Annotated in this window: 17 protein-coding genes and 2 riboswitches; of the genes, 9 read left to right on the top strand and 8 right to left on the bottom strand. The window is 55.7% G+C overall.

The window, feature by feature from the left end:
• Positions 1-651 (bottom strand): glycerol-3-phosphate acyltransferase, encoded by a 651-nt coding sequence (locus BLT01_RS02250; RefSeq protein ID WP_092094154.1) that lies wholly within the window; start codon positions 649-651, stop codon positions 1-3.
• 72 nt (positions 652-723) lie between these two features.
• Positions 724-1,506: a YwqG family protein gene (locus BLT01_RS02255; protein ID WP_092094156.1), complete on the bottom strand. Its 783-nt coding sequence runs from the start codon at positions 1,504-1,506 to the stop codon at positions 724-726.
• Positions 1,507-1,646: 140 nt separating this feature from the next.
• A riboswitch (SAM riboswitch) is annotated at positions 1,647-1,759 on the top strand.
• 127 nt (positions 1,760-1,886) lie between these two features.
• On the opposite strand from BLT01_RS02255, the gene BLT01_RS02260 reads away from it, so the two are divergent.
• A complete protein-coding gene (locus BLT01_RS02260) occupies positions 1,887-3,179 on the top strand; it encodes an O-acetylhomoserine aminocarboxypropyltransferase/cysteine synthase family protein (protein WP_092094158.1) in 1,293 nt (430 codons plus the stop codon).
• A gap of 98 nt (positions 3,180-3,277) precedes the next feature.
• Complete coding sequence (locus BLT01_RS02265; RefSeq protein WP_092094160.1) at positions 3,278-4,273, top strand: homoserine dehydrogenase; 996 nt, start codon at positions 3,278-3,280, stop codon at positions 4,271-4,273.
• 118 nt (positions 4,274-4,391) lie between these two features.
• Here BLT01_RS02265 and cysK read toward each other — a convergent pair whose 3' ends face one another.
• Complete coding sequence (gene cysK / locus BLT01_RS02270) at positions 4,392-5,315, bottom strand: cysteine synthase A (RefSeq protein WP_092094162.1); 924 nt, start codon at positions 5,313-5,315, stop codon at positions 4,392-4,394.
• 188 nt (positions 5,316-5,503) lie between these two features.
• Here cysK and BLT01_RS02275 point away from each other — a divergent pair, with 188 nt between their 5' ends.
• The 3 genes from BLT01_RS02275 (at position 5,504) to BLT01_RS02285 (ending at position 8,098) form a co-directional block, all read left to right on the top strand.
• The gene (locus BLT01_RS02275; RefSeq protein ID WP_092094164.1) at positions 5,504-6,286 is read left to right on the top strand and encodes an ABC transporter ATP-binding protein; all 783 of its coding nucleotides are present in this window, start codon (positions 5,504-5,506) and stop codon (positions 6,284-6,286) included.
• Positions 6,270-7,031, top strand: a complete 762-nt coding sequence (locus BLT01_RS02280) for an ABC transporter permease (RefSeq protein ID WP_092094166.1) — start codon at positions 6,270-6,272, stop codon at positions 7,029-7,031. Before BLT01_RS02275 ends, BLT01_RS02280 begins: the two co-directional genes overlap by 17 nt.
• A 62-nt stretch (positions 7,032-7,093) precedes the next feature.
• The gene (locus BLT01_RS02285; protein WP_092094168.1) at positions 7,094-8,098 is read left to right on the top strand and encodes an ABC transporter substrate-binding protein; all 1,005 of its coding nucleotides are present in this window, start codon (positions 7,094-7,096) and stop codon (positions 8,096-8,098) included.
• A gap of 48 nt (positions 8,099-8,146) precedes the next feature.
• On the opposite strand, the gene BLT01_RS02290 is transcribed toward BLT01_RS02285, so the two are convergent.
• A complete protein-coding gene (locus tag BLT01_RS02290; protein WP_092094170.1) occupies positions 8,147-8,341 on the bottom strand; it encodes a PspC domain-containing protein in 195 nt (64 codons plus the stop codon).
• A gap of 91 nt (positions 8,342-8,432) precedes the next feature.
• Positions 8,433-8,924 (bottom strand): QueT transporter family protein, encoded by a 492-nt coding sequence (locus BLT01_RS02295; protein ID WP_092094172.1) that lies wholly within the window; start codon positions 8,922-8,924, stop codon positions 8,433-8,435.
• Positions 8,925-8,931: 7 nt separating this feature from the next.
• Positions 8,932-8,977: riboswitch (PreQ1 riboswitch) on the bottom strand.
• 179 nt (positions 8,978-9,156) lie between these two features.
• Here BLT01_RS02295 and BLT01_RS02300 point away from each other — a divergent pair.
• Genes BLT01_RS02300 through BLT01_RS02310 form a run of 3 tightly spaced genes read left to right on the top strand, consistent with a single transcriptional unit; the run spans position 9,157 to position 11,389 of the window.
• Entirely contained in the window at positions 9,157-9,729 is a 573-nt protein-coding gene (locus BLT01_RS02300; RefSeq protein WP_322787842.1) for a DeoR family transcriptional regulator, read from the top strand.
• Between the two features lie 29 nt (positions 9,730-9,758).
• Positions 9,759-10,328: a copper resistance CopC family protein gene (locus tag BLT01_RS02305; protein WP_176764993.1), complete on the top strand. Its 570-nt coding sequence runs from the start codon at positions 9,759-9,761 to the stop codon at positions 10,326-10,328.
• The gene (locus tag BLT01_RS02310) at positions 10,325-11,389 is read left to right on the top strand and encodes a copper resistance D family protein (protein ID WP_092094178.1); all 1,065 of its coding nucleotides are present in this window, start codon (positions 10,325-10,327) and stop codon (positions 11,387-11,389) included. Before BLT01_RS02305 ends, BLT01_RS02310 begins: the two co-directional genes overlap by 4 nt.
• Before the next feature lie 47 nt (positions 11,390-11,436).
• Here BLT01_RS02310 and BLT01_RS02315 read toward each other — a convergent pair whose 3' ends face one another.
• Both BLT01_RS02315 and BLT01_RS02320 read right to left on the bottom strand, forming a co-directional pair.
• Positions 11,437-12,936: a BCCT family transporter gene (locus BLT01_RS02315; RefSeq protein WP_092094180.1), complete on the bottom strand. Its 1,500-nt coding sequence runs from the start codon at positions 12,934-12,936 to the stop codon at positions 11,437-11,439.
• Positions 12,937-13,103: 167 nt separating this feature from the next.
• Positions 13,104-14,618: a BCCT family transporter gene (locus BLT01_RS02320; protein ID WP_092094182.1), complete on the bottom strand. Its 1,515-nt coding sequence runs from the start codon at positions 14,616-14,618 to the stop codon at positions 13,104-13,106.
• Between the two features lie 158 nt (positions 14,619-14,776).
• Here BLT01_RS02320 and BLT01_RS02325 point away from each other — a divergent pair, with 158 nt between their 5' ends.
• Positions 14,777-15,688 carry a DMT family transporter gene (locus BLT01_RS02325; RefSeq protein ID WP_092094184.1) on the top strand — a complete coding sequence of 304 codons (912 nt, stop codon included), beginning with the start codon at positions 14,777-14,779 and terminating at the stop codon, positions 15,686-15,688.
• 40 nt (positions 15,689-15,728) lie between these two features.
• On the opposite strand, the gene BLT01_RS15135 is transcribed toward BLT01_RS02325, so the two are convergent.
• A complete protein-coding gene (locus BLT01_RS15135; protein WP_176764994.1) occupies positions 15,729-15,890 on the bottom strand; it encodes a hypothetical protein in 162 nt (53 codons plus the stop codon).
• Positions 15,891-15,975: the final 85 nt, after the last annotated feature.

Genomic DNA, 15,975 nt, shown 5'->3' on the forward strand with positions numbered 1-15,975 from the left:
TCAGGCAGCCCTTTTCTTCCGGAACACGGCTGACACCCGCTTTTCCTCCCCCGCCCGCATCCTGCGGAAGTTCTCGATATGCTTCCAGGCCGCCATCGCAAACAATCCGACTGCGATCAGGTCAGGTCCGATCCCCGGTGCCAAGAAAACAGCCGTCACGGTGAACGTGACGTACAGCATGAGAACACCGAAGACCAGAAAATCGGTCGCGAGGGAAACGAGGATGAGGAGGGCGAGGCCGATGAGTCCGATCCTCCAGTCAAAACCGAGAAGCACCCCGATCACCGTTGCCGTTCCTTTGCCGCCATTGAAGCGCATATGGAACGGGAAATTGTGGCCGAAAATCGTCGCGGCGGCCATCGCGAAGACAAGCGTCGCTCCCGCTGCCGGGCCTAGCCCGATTGCTTCGGCAACCCATTTGGCGAGAAGCACGGCCGCGATGCCTTTTCCGATATCAATGGCGGCAACGAGTGCCCCGTATTTTTTGCCGAGGACAATGGCGGCATTGGAAGCGCCGGCGTTTTTGACGCCTGTTTCTTTCAGGTTCACACCGGACATCCGTCCGGCGATCGTGGAACCATGGATGTTGCCGATCAGATAGCCGGCCCCCACGGCAATTGCAATCCATAACCAGCCCAGTTGTTCGGGCATGTCGTCAGCCTCCTGTGATGAGATGTCTTACATTAGCCTTCATTCACCCTAATATAAGGTGGGTTCAACCTTTTAACTGCATTGCATGACCATCTGTGTCCGATCAAAGCGTTTTTCGGCAAGATCGTCTTTACGGATGCAGAAGTACAGCATGCCGAGGTCGCCCCAAACCGCATCCAGATCGTCGTCGCTGTCCATCTGTAAGAGAAGGACGTAGTCTTCCGCAGCTTTCTCCGCCTCATCCCAATCCGCGACGCCGCCGCAGTAGTGGGCGACCTCCGTGAAAACAGGGTTCTGGACGGCGAACGGATGGCCGAGCACCCGGTGATGGGGTGCGCCTTCTTCGAGCAATTCGAAGATCGTTTCTCCCGTTTCGTCATCGAAGTCCATGTCGAAAACAGCATCTGTGTCCAGCGTTTCCTGCGCGCGGAACGAAGCGGCAAATTCCGGCAGCATCACTTCTTCCGGCACTTCACGCCGCTCAAGATCCGTCGGGTCTTCAAAATAAAGCACCTTCCATCCTGACCGGTCGCCTTCCTCTCCGCCCCACGGCTGTTCTTCCATATCATAGAAAAAGGATAGGACTCCGGAGGCGGGGAGCGGGCGGGCGTTGCCCGCTAGCGCGGCGTCCGAGAGATTCAGCTGTGCAATCAGCGTAAGCGGCTTGCCGTCTTTGGACGGGGGCTCCATGTCCGGCGGCAGGTCCGGAGCGCCCCCGAACTTTGACGCGCCGGGCGCCAGTGTACCGGCGGCGTCTTCTTTGGCCAGGGCAAACCCCGGCTTTGCCAGTCCGGAAAGGGGGGCAATGAATTCGGCAAGTCCGTTTGCCTCAAGATTTTCTCTCCAAGTTTTCATCGAATTCCTCCAGATTAGCAGTCTTCTATAGATTAACGGATGAACGCCCGAAACGTTTCATGTTTTTTCTGAAAAATACACTTGACTTTGCCGGTAGTACAGACCTATACTGTTTACCAGATGGAAAACAAATCAGAATACTCTTATCAAGAGCGGCGGAGGGAATAGGCCCTGCGAAGCCCGGCAACCGGCAGACGATGTCTGCAAAGGTGCTAAATCCTACAGATCCGGGAGCGGATCTGACAGATAAGGGGAGGCATGCGGCGTGTTCGCATCGGCCCTCTTCCTATCAGAGAAGAGGGTTTTTCGTTTTTCCGAAAAGATAAAACCTCCTCTCCTATCGTGTTTCCATCGAAACCATACTTTAGGAGGCAATCACTATGACAAACCCATTCAAACCAGAAACGATTCTCGTGCACGGAGGCCAGGAGCCTGACCCGACAACAGGCGCAATCGCTGTTCCGGTCTACCGCACGACGGCTTACGCATTCCGTGATACAGAACACGCCCAGAACCTGTTCGCCCTGAAAGAGCCGGGCAACATCTATTCCCGAATCATGAACCCGACGGTCGATGCGTTCGAGAAGCGCATCGCGGAACTGGAGGGCGGCACCGCGGCAGTGGCGCTGTCTTCGGGCATGGCGGCCATCGCGTTCTCGATCCTGAACGTCGCCCAGGCAGGAGATGAAATCGTCTCCGCTGCAAACCTGTACGGCGGAACGTACAACCTGTTCGCGGTTACACTCCCGCGTTACGGGATCAATGTGAAGTTCGTCGACTCGACGGAGCCCGAAAGCTTCCGCGAGGCGATCACCGACAAGACAAAAGCGATCTTCGGCGAAATCATCGGCAACCCGAGCCTGAATGTTCTCGACGTGGAAGCAGTCGCAAACATCGCACACGAAAACGGGCTGCCGCTCATCATCGACTCCACATTCGCGTCACCATACGGCTCGAACCCGATCGAGCACGGAGCGGACGTCGTCGTCCACTCCGCGACGAAATGGATCGGCGGACACGGCCGCGGTGTCGGCGGCGTCGCGGTCGATGCGGGCAGATTCGACTGGACGCAAGGCCGCTTCCCGGGATACACGGAGCCGGATGTGACTTACCACGGCCTCCGTTACGGCATCGACACGCCGAACGCGGCATTCGCTACGCGCCTCCGCGTGCAGTTGCTCCGTGACTTCGGTCCTACGCTCAGCCCGGACAACGCATTCCTGTTCCTCCAGGGGCTTGAGACGCTTCATCTCCGAATCCAGCGCCACAACGAAAACGCCCTGAAGGTTGCACAGTGGCTGAAGGATCACCCGTCCGTCGAGTGGGTACAGTACAATGGCCTCGAGGAGCACCCGTCGTATGAACTCTCGAAAAAGTACCTGAAAAACGGAGCCGGCTCGGTCGTCATTTTCGGCATCAAGGGCGGCCGCGAAGCGGGCCGTAAGCTGATCGATAACGTGAAGCTGTTCTCGCATGTCGCGAACGTCGGCGATGCCCGCTCGCTCATCATCCACCCGGCTTCCACGACGCACCAGCAGCTGTCCGCGGAAGACCTGAAGAAGTCGGGCACAACAGAAGAACTCGTCCGTCTTTCCATCGGCCTCGAGAACGTCGAAGACATCATCGGCGACCTGAAGCAGGCGATCGAGGCTGCGGCACCGGTTAACGCATGAATGTTTGAGAAATTTTAAACTTTTCCCGCCCCGGGGTTTCCTTGCGGGGCGGAACTTGTTATATTGGAAGGAATCTTTGTGTCGGAGGTGTTTCGCCCATGGCTCCAGTAAAAGCGGCCATCCTTGGATTCGGTACGGTCGGCCAAGGCATTTATACAATCGTGCATGAACGGAAACAACAACTTGAGAAAACGATCGGCACCCCGATCGAAATTGCTGCGATCCTCGTCCGCGACTTGGATAAAACCCGCCCTGAGACACCGGATGTCCTCATTACCGACCGGTTTGAGGACATCCTTGCCATTCCGGATCTGAAGGTCGTTTTCGAGGCGATCGTCGGCGAAGAGCCGGCGCGCACGTATCTGGAGCAGGCGATTGCGGCCGGCTGCCATGTCGTCACGGCGAACAAGGTCATGTACGCGAAAGCCGCCCGGGCACTTGAGCGGCAAGCCGGGGAACAGGGGACCGGCGTCGGCTGCGAAGCGACCGTCGCAGGCGGCGTCCCGGTGATCAAGACGATCCAGAACCTGAATCTTGCCAACGAAGTGACCGGCATCCAAGGCATCCTGAACGGCACATCGAACTTTATCCTGACGAAGATGCGCAAAGAATCATGCACTTTCGAGGACGCGCTAAAGGAAGCGCAGGCACTCGGCTATGCAGAGGCAGACCCGACCAATGACGTATCCGGGTTTGATGCCTTCTGCAAGCTGATGATCCTGAGCGGCCTGTCGTTCGGTGAACAGCCAAACTGGGAAGACGTTCCGATGGAAGGCATCGATTCGCTCTCCCTAGAAGAAGTGATTGATGCCGACCGCCAGGGCCTCCGCTACCGTCACATCGCGGATGTCCGCCGCGGGGAAGACGGCTCCATCCAGGCGTCCGTCGGCCCGGTATTGATCGGCCCCGACCATCCGCTCTACGGCATCGATGGTGTCGACAATGCGGTCGCCATCGAAACCGCCTATGCCGGGACACTCACCGTCATCGGCCCGGGCGCCGGCATGCTGCCGACCGCGAGCGTCATGGTCGAGGACGCAGCCGTGCTGCTCCGTGAGCATGCCACCTTTCGCGAACTCGTGACGCGGCCATAAATCAAAGCGATGCCCCGCAATCAGTTGCGGCGGCATCGCTTTTTTGTCATCTGGTGAGCGAGTGTTAAGAAAGGGGCCGTGAGTGTTAAGGAAGCATCCCCGCCCCGGTTGACCGGGCTCACTCCGGAAACAGATCGGACGACAGGTAACGCTCTCCTGTATCAGGTGCGAGGCACAGCACGTTGGCGTCCTTCGGCAGCGACTTGGCGATCTGGACGGCGAAGTGGGCGGAGGCCGCCGCGGAGGCGCCGACGAAGATGCCTTCTTCTGAAGCGAGGCGGCGTGCCATCACCTGGGCGTCATCATCCTCGATGAGGAGAATCTCATCAAAGACCTCCCTGTTGAGGATGGCCGGGACGAATCCGGGGCCTGTTCCCGGAATTTTATGCGGGCCGGGTTCTCCGCCGGACAGAACGGGGGACCCTTTCGGCTCGACGACATAGATCTTCAGTTCCGGGATCCGCTTTTTCAGCTCTTCTCCGGTTCCGGTCACGGTGCCGCCGGTCCCCGCCGTCAGCACGAACGCATCCAGCTTGCCGTCGAAGGCATCGAAAATTTCCACGGCGGTCGTGCCGCGGTGGGCGTCGGCATTTGCCGGGTTTTCAAACTGCATCGGGATAAAAGCATCGGGAATGTCCGCCGCCAGTTCATTCGCCTTGGCGATGGCGCCGTTCATGCGTTCGGCCGAGGGCGTCGAATACACTTCCGCGCCGTAGGCTTTCAGGATTTTGACGCGTTCGGCGGTCGCGTTGTCCGGCATCGTCATGATGCACCGGTAGCCTTTTGCCGCGCAAACCATGGCGAGGCCGATTCCCGTATTGCCGGAAGTCGGCTCGATGACCGTGCTTTTGCCGGGAATCAGTTTGCCTTGCGCTTCGGCGCGCTCAATCATATTCAGTGCGGCGCGGTCCTTTACGCTGCCGCCGGGGTTGAAGGATTCCAGCTTGATATACACATTCGCACCGGCCGAATCAGGAATCTTATTGAGCCGGACGGCGGGTGTATTTCCGATCAGATCCAGAATGGACTGGACAATTTTCATGGCAGTTTCCGCCTTTCTCACATACGATGAGGTTAATCCCTATTTATCAAGTATAGTTTAAATGGATTTCGCCGGCAACCATCCGGTTTCTTGCATCTAACCATTGACAATGAAACATTTTGGGGTATGATTATCATCAAAACCTAGTATTTCGATAAGTATTATAAATTTAAAAAGGAAGTGCAAGGATGTTCCTTAAAATAAATGGAGTCCAAAAAAGTTTCGGGAAGGACGACCGGCGCGAGCAGGTGCTTAAGGATATCAGCATCGATGTCCGGGAAGGAGAATTCGTATCACTGCTTGGGCCTTCCGGCTGCGGCAAGTCGACGCTGCTGTCGATCGTCGCCGGGCTGAACCGACCGGATACCGGCATCCTGCAACTGGATGGATGCGATATCGTGAAGCCGGGCAAGGAGCGGGGCATGGTATTTCAGCAGTCGGCGCTGTTTCCTTGGCTGACCGTCGAGGAAAACGTCATGTTCCCGCTGAAGGGTATGCCGAAAGAGAAGGCGAGAGAAATCGCCAAGAAATACCTTCGGCTCGTGCAGCTGAGCCAGTATGCGGGACACCATCCGCATGAGCTGTCGGGAGGCATGCAGCAGCGCGTGTCGATTGCGCGTGCACTTGCGATGGACCCGGCAGTTCTGCTCATGGATGAGCCGTTCGGCGCGCTGGATGAACAGACGCGGATGCGTCTCCAAAGGGTGCTTGAAGAAATCTGGATGGAAACGAAAAAGACGATCATTTTTGTCACGCACAGCATCCAGGAAGCGGTCCGTCTGTCCGACCGCATCATCGTCATGGGAACCCATCCCGGCCGCATCCTGAAAGACATTGAAGTTTCTCTCGGCCGCCCGAGAGAAGGCCAACTGAAAGAGATGGCGGCCTATGAGGAATCGATCCTCGAGATGCTGAAGACGGAAAACGACAAAGTGGAAGAAGAGGAACGAAGCCATGCGGTTGGTTATTAAGCGGCTCGTATTCTTCGCCTCTCTGTTTCTTGTATGGGAACTCGCGGTGCGGCTGTTCCAGGTTCCGGCGGTCCTCCTGCCGGCGCCGACCGATGTGTTCCGCGCACTCGGTGAAATGGTTGCCGACGGCACGCTGTTCCGTGACCTCGGAGCCAGCTTTATGCGGCTCCTCGTCGGCCTGGCGATCGCCCTCCTGATCGGGCTCCTGCTCGGCATTTTGCTCGCAAAATCCAAGACGGCCGATGAAACGCTCGGTTCGCTCATCCTAGCCTTGCAGAGTATCCCGAGCATCGTCTGGCTGCCGCTTGCCATCATGTGGTTCGGCCTGAACGAAAAGTCGGTCATCTTCATTATTGTGCTCGGTGCGGCGATCGTTATGACGATCAATGTGCGCACCGGCATCCAGAACGTCTCGCCAATCTACGTGAAGGCCGCGCAGACGATGGGCGCATCAGGTCCGGATCTGTTTTTCCGGGTCATGCTGCCGGCATCGGTGCCGTATTTCGTCACCGGCACACGGCTTGCCTGGGCATTCGGCTGGCGCGCCCTTATGGCCGGGGAGCTTCTCAGCACCGGTCCGGGGCTCGGCTACACGCTGAAATACGCATCCGACTTCGGCCGGATGGACATGGTGCTCGGCATCATGATTGTCATCGGTATCATCGGGGTCACAGTCGACCTGCTCCTGTTCCAGCGCTTTGAACAGCAGGTCAGGGCAAAATGGGGGCTTGAACCGTCTTCGTGACGGGGTTCAAGATGCATTGGATTTCACTACAATGAATAACCGGGCAAGAACCCGGAAAGGGGATGTTGGATTTGAAGAAATGGTGGCTTGGAGCTTTCATGCTCGGCATCATCACGCTGCTCGCGGCATGCGGCGGAAACACGGACCATGCAGAAGGCGGGGACAAGGAAAAGATGGTCATCGGCTACTTCCCGAACATCGACCACGCGCCAGCGATGGTGGCAAGGGAAAACGGCTATTACGAAGAAAAGCTTGGTGATGACATCGAACTGGAGTACATGACGTTCCCTGACGGCGGCACATTCATGGCTGCCCTCAAGTCGGGGGAGATTGACGCAGGGCTCGTCGGACCGGGCCCTGTCCTGAACAACTTCTCGAACGGAGCGGACGTGAAAGTCCTAGCCGGCGCGTCTTCCGGCGGCACGGTCGTTGTCGCGAGCGAGAAAAGCGGCGTCGAATCGGTCGAGGACATGGCGGGCAAGACGTTTATCACGCCCGGCATCGGGTGCACACATGATGTCCAGTTCGAAACGTACCTCCAGCAGCTCGGCAATGACGAACTGGCTTCTTCCCGGATTGGCGGCTCGCTTCATCACGTGACCGGCAATCCGGCGTCCTACCAGGCGATGTTCGAATCCGGCAAGGTTGACCTGGCGGCTGTTCCTGAGCCGTGGGCTTCGATCCTCGTCGATAACGGCGCGAAAGTCATCATCAGCACGGAAGAGATCGCCTACGGGGAAAGCCTTCCGAACACCGTACTCGTTGCGAACAACAAGCTGACAGAAGAAAAGCCGGAACTTGCGGCAAAACTTCTTGAAGCGCACGATGAATCGGTTGCCTTTATCAATGACAACCCTGAAAAGGCGAAGAAAATCGCCATCGACTCCATCAAAGACCTGACCAACCAGGAGATGGATGCGAAAATTGTCGCACAGGCAATGAGCCGGGTTACGTATACCACAAAAGTCAATGAAGCGGTCCTCAAGGAATTCGGCAACTCTTCCTACGAACTCGAATTCCTGAAGGAAGCCCCGGAATTCGATGGCCTTGTGGCGGATCAGGAATAACCCGAAAAAGCGATGCCCCCTCCGGCATCGCTTTTTTCGTGCAATCAGTTAATCCAATTGTTTGTCCGTCGGCATCACAATGGCTGCGATCAGGTAAATCAGCCAGGTGATTCCTGAAGTGAAAAATCCGGACACGACCGTCACGATGCGCAAAATGCTCACATCGATTCCAAATCGTTCACTAAGACCGCCAAGCACACCCGCCAGCTGCTTTTCCCGTGTGGATCGATAATACCTTCTCATCGGATCACTCCTTCTGACTACTATACGGATGAGACCGCTGACAGTTCCAAGAAAATAAGCCCCGGCTGGCTGCCGTGGCTTTATTTGTGGATCAGTCTTCAATCAATCGGCTGAAGTCGATCCGTTTATTCAGGGCGTTCATGATCGGTATGCCGACAATCATCACGGCAAATTCGCTGATGGCGAGCGTTGCATAGGTCAACCAGAACGGAAAGCCGAGTGCCAGCTTCAATTCAATCGCAATGATGAACATGGTCATCGTGAAGACTATCGTGTTCGCGACCATCCCCTTCACACGTCCCTTGACGAACTTGCACAGCACGACGGTGATGGAGAGGGAGATCAAGGAATGGGCAACGCCGAAAGTCAAATCATACCAGCCGAGCGTCGACATGAGCAGATTCGAGACAAACACGCCGAGGACGATTCCGACCAGGTATTTTTTGTTGAACACAACGAGGTGATTAAACATCTCGGACACGCGGAACTGGATATTCATATAGCCGAAGGGCGCAATGATGGCCGTAACGGCGAGGTATAGTGCGGCAATGACGGCATTCACCGCCATCGTTTTAATCTTCATGGTGTTCTCTCCCTTAGTTTTGTTATCGCGGGATGGTTACGAACCGCGCGGGTGGGTAAAAAGCCCGAAGTTCAATACTATTACAGCTTGCACGTCCGGGTCAATGGGGAATGGTGGAAAGTGCGTGTTGGACTTCATCAAATTTTAACAAAAGAATGCGCGGTGATATTGTTTTGGGTGGCTTGGTGATGAATAATTAAGTATATAACTAGTAATTGTAGGAGGAGGATGTGTGTTGCTGCCTGTTGAAAGACAACAACAGATCTTAACATGGATTGAAGAAGAGGGGGCTTTGAAAGTCTCAGAGGCAAGCCGTCGGCTGGGGGTTTCCGAAATGACGGTGTACCGGGACATCCAGCCGCTGACCGAGCAGGGCAAGATCCTGAAAACATCAAACGGACTCGCCCGGGTATCGCTCCCGACTGTGCGCGCGGACCACTGTGTGTATTGCGGCAAAGGGACGTCCAGCCGATTTGCTGTCCAGATTATCCGAGCGGATCATGGCGTGGAACAAGCGTGCTGTGCTCATTGCGGTCTGCTTCGCTACGGGGATGCCAAGGAGGATGTGGCCCAAGTGATTTGCAGGGACTACCTGGCCGATACGACGATCGGTGCACGGAGCGCTTCGTTTCTTATCGGTGCAGATGTCCGTCTTAACTGCTGTGACCCACAGGTGCTGGTTTTCGGCTCCAGAAAAGATGCAGAACGGTTCAGGGCTGGATTCGGCGGAGAACTTTACGGATTCGATGAAGCGATTCAAGCGGTCAAAGAGGAGATGGACGGTGGCGCTTGCTGCCGGGGGTAAACATCATGGAATGGAAAGAAGGGCGAAACATGAAAAAATGGATAGTGACGATGCTGATTTTACTAATGTGGCCGGCAACTGTGATGGCGCACTCCCATATGGAAACATCGGTGCCTGAAAACGGTGCGACAGTGATTGAGCCGCTTGAAGAAGTGGTCCTGACATTCAGTGCAGGCATTGAAGAAGGCAGCACATTGACGTTAACTGGAGTGGAAGGGAAGGTCGAGTTCACGGAGTTCGAGATTGAAGATAGAAAAGTAAGGGGAACGCTCGCCGAACCTTTGCCGGATGGTCAATGGACGCTTGGCTGGAATGTCATCAGTGAAGACGGTCACCCCATTGAAGGGGAAATTAACTTCGAGTCCGCTGCGGGTATTTCTGCGGAGGAAGAAGTGAACGAAGGAAGTGCAGAAGAGGAAGGGACAGGAGCGGATTCGCCAGGAGGCGAGGAACCAATGACAGAAAAGGACCGTGGGGATCAAGATAACGCCCAAGACCAGCAGGAAGAAGGGAATAACACCCTGCTAACCGTGGGGCTAATTATCGTCGTGCTCATTCTCCTTGCTCTGATCTTCATGGCGGTACGCAAGAAGAAATGATCACTTTCTTCACGGCGTTGGCGGATTTCTTCCTATATATTCTGATGGCTGTATTGGCAGGTGCGATTGTACTCAAGTTCGTACCGGCGGGCCGGAGGCCGGGCGTCAGGCTTGGGCGTCGTACAGAAGTCTTGCTCGCGATGATTATTCCGGTTCTGGGTGCGGCTCCCGTCATTCAGCTGACGTTCCTTCTCGCGCCGGAGGGGTATCGGGTCGAAGGCTTTCTGGATATCGCGACGGGGTTCCGCTCCGGACATAGCTTCCTTGTGCTTACGGCAGCAGCCTTCCTCCTCATGTTGGCGTTCAGGTTTGGAGCACCCCGATGGATTCAGGGGATTCTCCTTTTGTCGGCATTCGGGAGCATCGCATACGGCAGTCACTCTGCAACTATCGAAGAAACAGGCGGGCTCATTGCCCACGGAATTCACCTGACGGCACTTTCCGTTTGGGCGGGGGTGCTCCTTCATGTAACGGTGAAGCCCAGCAGCGCACCTGATTGGCGCGGCTTCCTGAGGTGGTTTACCCCGGTAGCCGCCGGTCTGTTGGCAGTGATGATCGGAACGGGATTCTACCTGATGCTGCTCGTGATGAAAGCCGGGGATTACGCAAGCTCTTGGATTCTTCCATATGGCCAGATGCTGCTTCTTAAGCATCTAAGCCTTATCCCGCTTCTTGCAGCAGCAGCGATCAACGGATTCATCGCTAACAAGGACCGTCCCCCTGCAGGTTGGCTCAAAGTGGAGAGCCTCATGCTGCTGCTCGTGCTCTTCTTCACGGCGGTGATGAGCAAGTTGTCGCCTCCACATGAAGTCGATTCGACATTCGGTTCGGAAGGGGCGGCACCATTTGCTGAGTGGTTATCCGGCACTCCGATTTTACCGATTGAGGCACAGTTTTCTCCGTCGCCGGAAGGGGTTCTTTTCTTGGTGATCTCGCTGCTCTTGCTCAAGATTCTATTCATCTGTAGCCGGCTGGATTTGCCGCGATGGCTACCCGCGTTATCAGGGCTCGGCTTCATTGCCACAGCTTATCTTGGACTGATGATGGTCACGTCGTTTTGAACAGTAAACCGCCCGCTCCCAGTATTAGGGGGCGGGCGGTTGTGGGTTTATTTCCCTTGTGCGTTCCGTTCAATCCGCCAGCGCTCTTCCCTCAGCGCTTTGAGGATGCCGATCGTCATCAGGATCATCACGAAGGAGAACGGCAGTGCGGCGATGATGATCGTGTTCTGGATGGCCTGGAGGCCGCCGACATACAAAAGCAGAATCGCAATCGCCGACTGGGCGACGCCCCAGATCAGCTTGACCTCGTTCGGAGGTGTCAGAGAGCCTTTTGTCGACTGCATGCCGAGGACAAATGTCGCCGAGTCTGCCGATGTGATGAAGAAAGAGGCGATCAGCAGAATTGCGATGACCGACAGGACCATGGACAGCGGCAACTGGTCAAACATGTTGAACAAAACGAGCTCGGTCGGGAAGTTGCTCAGGTCCTTGCCTGAATCATGGACAAAGGCGGCCGTCGATCCGAACGCTGCAAACCAGATCGATACGAACACCGTCGGAATGACAATCACCCCGAGCAGGAATTCACGCACCGTGCGGCCGCGCGAAATACGTGCGATGAACATGCCGACAAACGGTGCCCAGGAAATCCACCATGCCCAATAGAAGATGGTCCAACCGTCCACAAAACTCCGATTATCTTCAACGAGCGGCGCGGTCCGGAAACTCATTTCAAGCAGGTTCACGATATACAGTCCGAACGTCTCCGTGAACAGGTTCAGGATCATCAGGGTCGGGCCGACGACGATCACGATGATCAGCAACAGGACTGCGAGCACCATATTCGTATTGGACAGGTACTTGATCCCTTTGCTGAGGCCGGACCATGCGGAGAAGATAAACAGCACGGTGACAACCGTAATGATCAGGAACTGGGACATGAATCCGATTTCCAGGCCGAACAAGTGATTCAGGCCCGCGTTAATTTGGACAGCACCGAAGCCGAGAGAAGTCGCCACACCAAATGCAGTCGCGAAAACAGCGAGCACATCGACGACAACCCCCCAGGGACCGTTCATCTTATCACCAAAAATCGGCTTCAATGTTGACGAAATTAATCCGGGTTCGTCTTTGCGGAACTGGAAAAAGGCGAGTGACAACGCGGTAATGCCGTACATGGCCCAAATCGGCGCTCCCCAGTGCAGGTAAGAATACGTCAAGCCTTCCTTGAGGGCTGCGCCCGTACCGGGCTCTTTTGTTGCAGGATTGATTGCATAGTGAGACAGCGGTTCGGATGCGCCATAGAAGACGAGCCCGATTCCCATCCCTGCGGAAAACAGCATGGCCACCCACGTCGCCGTCGAAAAGTCGGGCCGGTCGGTGTCTTTGCCAAGACGGATTTTGCCGTATGGGCTGATGGCGATGATCAGTGAAAGAATAAGGAATGCGGCAAACAGCAGCAGATAATACCAGCCAAATGACGTAGAGACAAAAGACTGGATGTTGCTCGTGATCCGTTCGTACGTTTCCGGCGCGACGACGCCGAAGACAACGGTCAGCGCAATGATGGCGACAGTAATATAAAAGACATTTGAGACTTTCTTCATAATTCCCCCTGTGAATAATATGGCCTGACATACAGCTTTCCACCATACCAGACTTTCAAACCAAACGCAAAGCGGATTGTTTGAATTTTTCCTCCAGGACCCGGAAAAATCGCCTGAAATCAAAAAGCTGCCCGCTTCCCGGAAACAGGAATGCAGGCAGTCGTCTTTTATTTGTTACGGGTGATCTTTCCTTTTGCAAGTTCTTCCATTCGGTGGCGTTCCTGTTTCAGCGCCTTGAACGTACTGTACGTCATCAGGATCAGAATGATCGAAAACGGCAGCGCGGCGATGATGATGGTGTTCTGGATCGCCTGCAGCCCGCCGACGTACAGAAGAAGGGCGGCGATGCCGGATTGGGTAATGCCCCAGATCAGCTTGACCTGGTTCGGAGGCGTCAGGGAGCCGTTGGTCGACTGGATGCCGAGGACAAATGTCGCCGAATCCGCGGATGTGATAAAGAACGAAGCGATCAGAAGGATGGCGATGCCGGATAAAATGATCGACAGCGGAAGATGTTCAAACACATTAAACAGAACAAGTTCCGATGCAAGCCCGCTCAGATCCATGGCCGTATCCTGGACATGGGCAGCCGTCGTGCCGAAGGAGGCAAACCAGAAAGTGGAGAACAGCGTCGGGACGAAAATAACGACAAGCAGGAATTCGCGGATGGTGCGCCCGCGTGAGATCCGTGCGATAAACATGCCGACAAATGGCGCCCAGGAGATCCACCATGCCCAGTAGAAAATCGTCCAGCCTTCAACAAAGCTTCGGTTGTCTCCGGAAAGCGGGGCGGAGCGGAAACTCAGCTGGATCAGATTCTGGAAATGAGTGCCGAGTGTATCGGTGAAGAGGTTTAAAATCATAAGGGTCGGACCGACAATGACCACGAAAATCAGGAGAAGCACGGCAAGGACCATATTCGTGTTCGACAGGTATTTGATGCCTTTGCTGAGGCCCGTCCAAGCAGAAATCATGAACAGCACGGTCACGACGGAGATAATCGCAAACTGCGCGGCAAAGCCGACTTCCACCCCGAACAGGTGATTCAGCCCCCCGTTAATTTGTACAGCACCGAAGCCGAGGGACGAGGCGACACCGAACGCAGTTGCAAAAACAGCGAGGACGTCGACAGCGATTCCCAATGGGCCGTTCATCTTGTCGCCAAAGATCGGCTTCATTGTTGCAGAAATTAATCCGGGTTCATTTTTGCGGAATTGGAAAAAGGCGAGCGCGAGTGCGGTGAGGCCATACATAGCCCAAGGCGGGACGCCCCAGTGAAGGTAGGTCGACACCAGGCTGTCTTTAAGCGCGGCTTCCGTGCCGGGTTCTTCTGTGGGCGGATTCACCACATAATGAGTCAGCGGTTCGGCTGCCCCGTAGAAAACCAGCCCGATCCCCATGCCTGCGGAAAACAGCATCGCGACCCAAGTGACTGTCGAGAAATCAGGCCGGTCGGTATCTTTGCCGAGCCGGATCCTGCCGTACGGACTCAGCGCGATGATCAGCGAGACAAGTACGAATGCCGCCATGATCAGCAGGTAGTACCAGCCGAAATTCGTGAGGATAAAGGACTGGATGTTTTCGGTGACCGTTTCGTATTGTTCGGGCACGATAACTCCGAACAGGACGGCCATGGTAATCAGTGCGAGTGTGATGTAAAAGACGTTTGTGACTTTTTTCATGGTTCCCCCTTAAAAATTGCGTTTTGGTATGGATACAGTTACCCACCCTAACAAAACAGGAAACCGATTGCAAATAAGCTCTGGACAAAAAGAGACGCCGGGCGCTCTCCCGATTGTGTTATAGTCAAATCAAAATAATGGAACAGGGAGGAGTCAAAATGAATTTACTGCCGTTTATCAGTGTGCTGATCGGCGCCATTTTGTGGGGGACGACGGGGACGGCACAATCCTACCTTCCCGAGAGCGTCAATCCGCTGACGGTCGGCGCGCTCCGGCTTGCCGGCGGCGGATTGATCCTCCTGTTCGTTGCGGTTGTCCTGCGCCAGGTGAATTTCGGAGAGTGGCCGTGGCGGGCGACTTTGATCGCGGCTGTCGCGATGGCGCTGTTCCAGCCGTTTTTCTTCGGATCTGTCCGACTGACGGGCGTTGCGGTCGGCACGGTCACCGGCATCGGCAGTGCGCCTGTTTTTGCCGGGCTCATCGAATGGGTGGTCCTGAAGCGCAGGCCGACCAAGAGGTGGGCGATGGCCACGGTGCTAGCGGTTGCCGGATGTGCGCTCCTGCTTTTGACAGGCGACAGCCTCATGGTCAATCCTGCCGGTGTCCTGCTTGCGCTGGGGGCGGGGCTGACGTTCGCCGCTTATTCCATGACCAGCAAGATCGTGCTGGAGTTTGCGAAGCCTGCCGCGTCGGTCGGGGTCATCTTCACGATTAGTGCATTGCTCCTGTCGCCGTTTTTCTTCATTTATCCGATGGATGGCTTAAAGTCCCAGGAAGGCATTTCGGTCATCGTCTACATCGCGATCGCCGCGACCGCGGTCGCCTATCTGCTTTTTTCATCCGGCCTGAAGGAGATCCCGGCGGCCACCGCCGTCACGCTGTCGCTCGCAGAGCCGCTTACCGCGGCGATTCTCGGCGTCGCCATCGTCGGAGAGGAACTGAACTTTTTCGCCTGGATGGGCGTCGGACTGCTTTTGGCGGGACTTGTGGTCCTGACTTTCGGCAGGCGCGGTGCCGATGAGACGAAAGCGCCGTACTTCCGGAAGCGGATCCGGGAAGAGAAAGAATAAGTCATCAAAACGGGCAGCCGTCATGGACGGCCGCCCGTTTTCAGCGTTCTTCTTTTTTGTTTCCGCGGGGCTTCTGCTTTTTCGCGGCATCATTTTGTCCGATCACCCCCATGTCATCGATGCTGAGGTCATAGCCGTAGCCGAATTCCTCGCGGTTTAACGTGCTGCCGGGTTTGTTTTGTTGCTTCTTGTTTTTTCCCATGATGCACCTCCATTCCCAGAGTGCCCGAGGATAGAGCGCTTCATACACCAGGCCAGCCCGGCAATGACCGGCTCCGCTTTTCTTC

It is taken from the genome of Bhargavaea beijingensis, assembly GCF_900101985.1.
Classification (GTDB): Bacteria; Bacillota; Bacilli; order Bacillales_A; family Planococcaceae; genus Bhargavaea; species Bhargavaea beijingensis.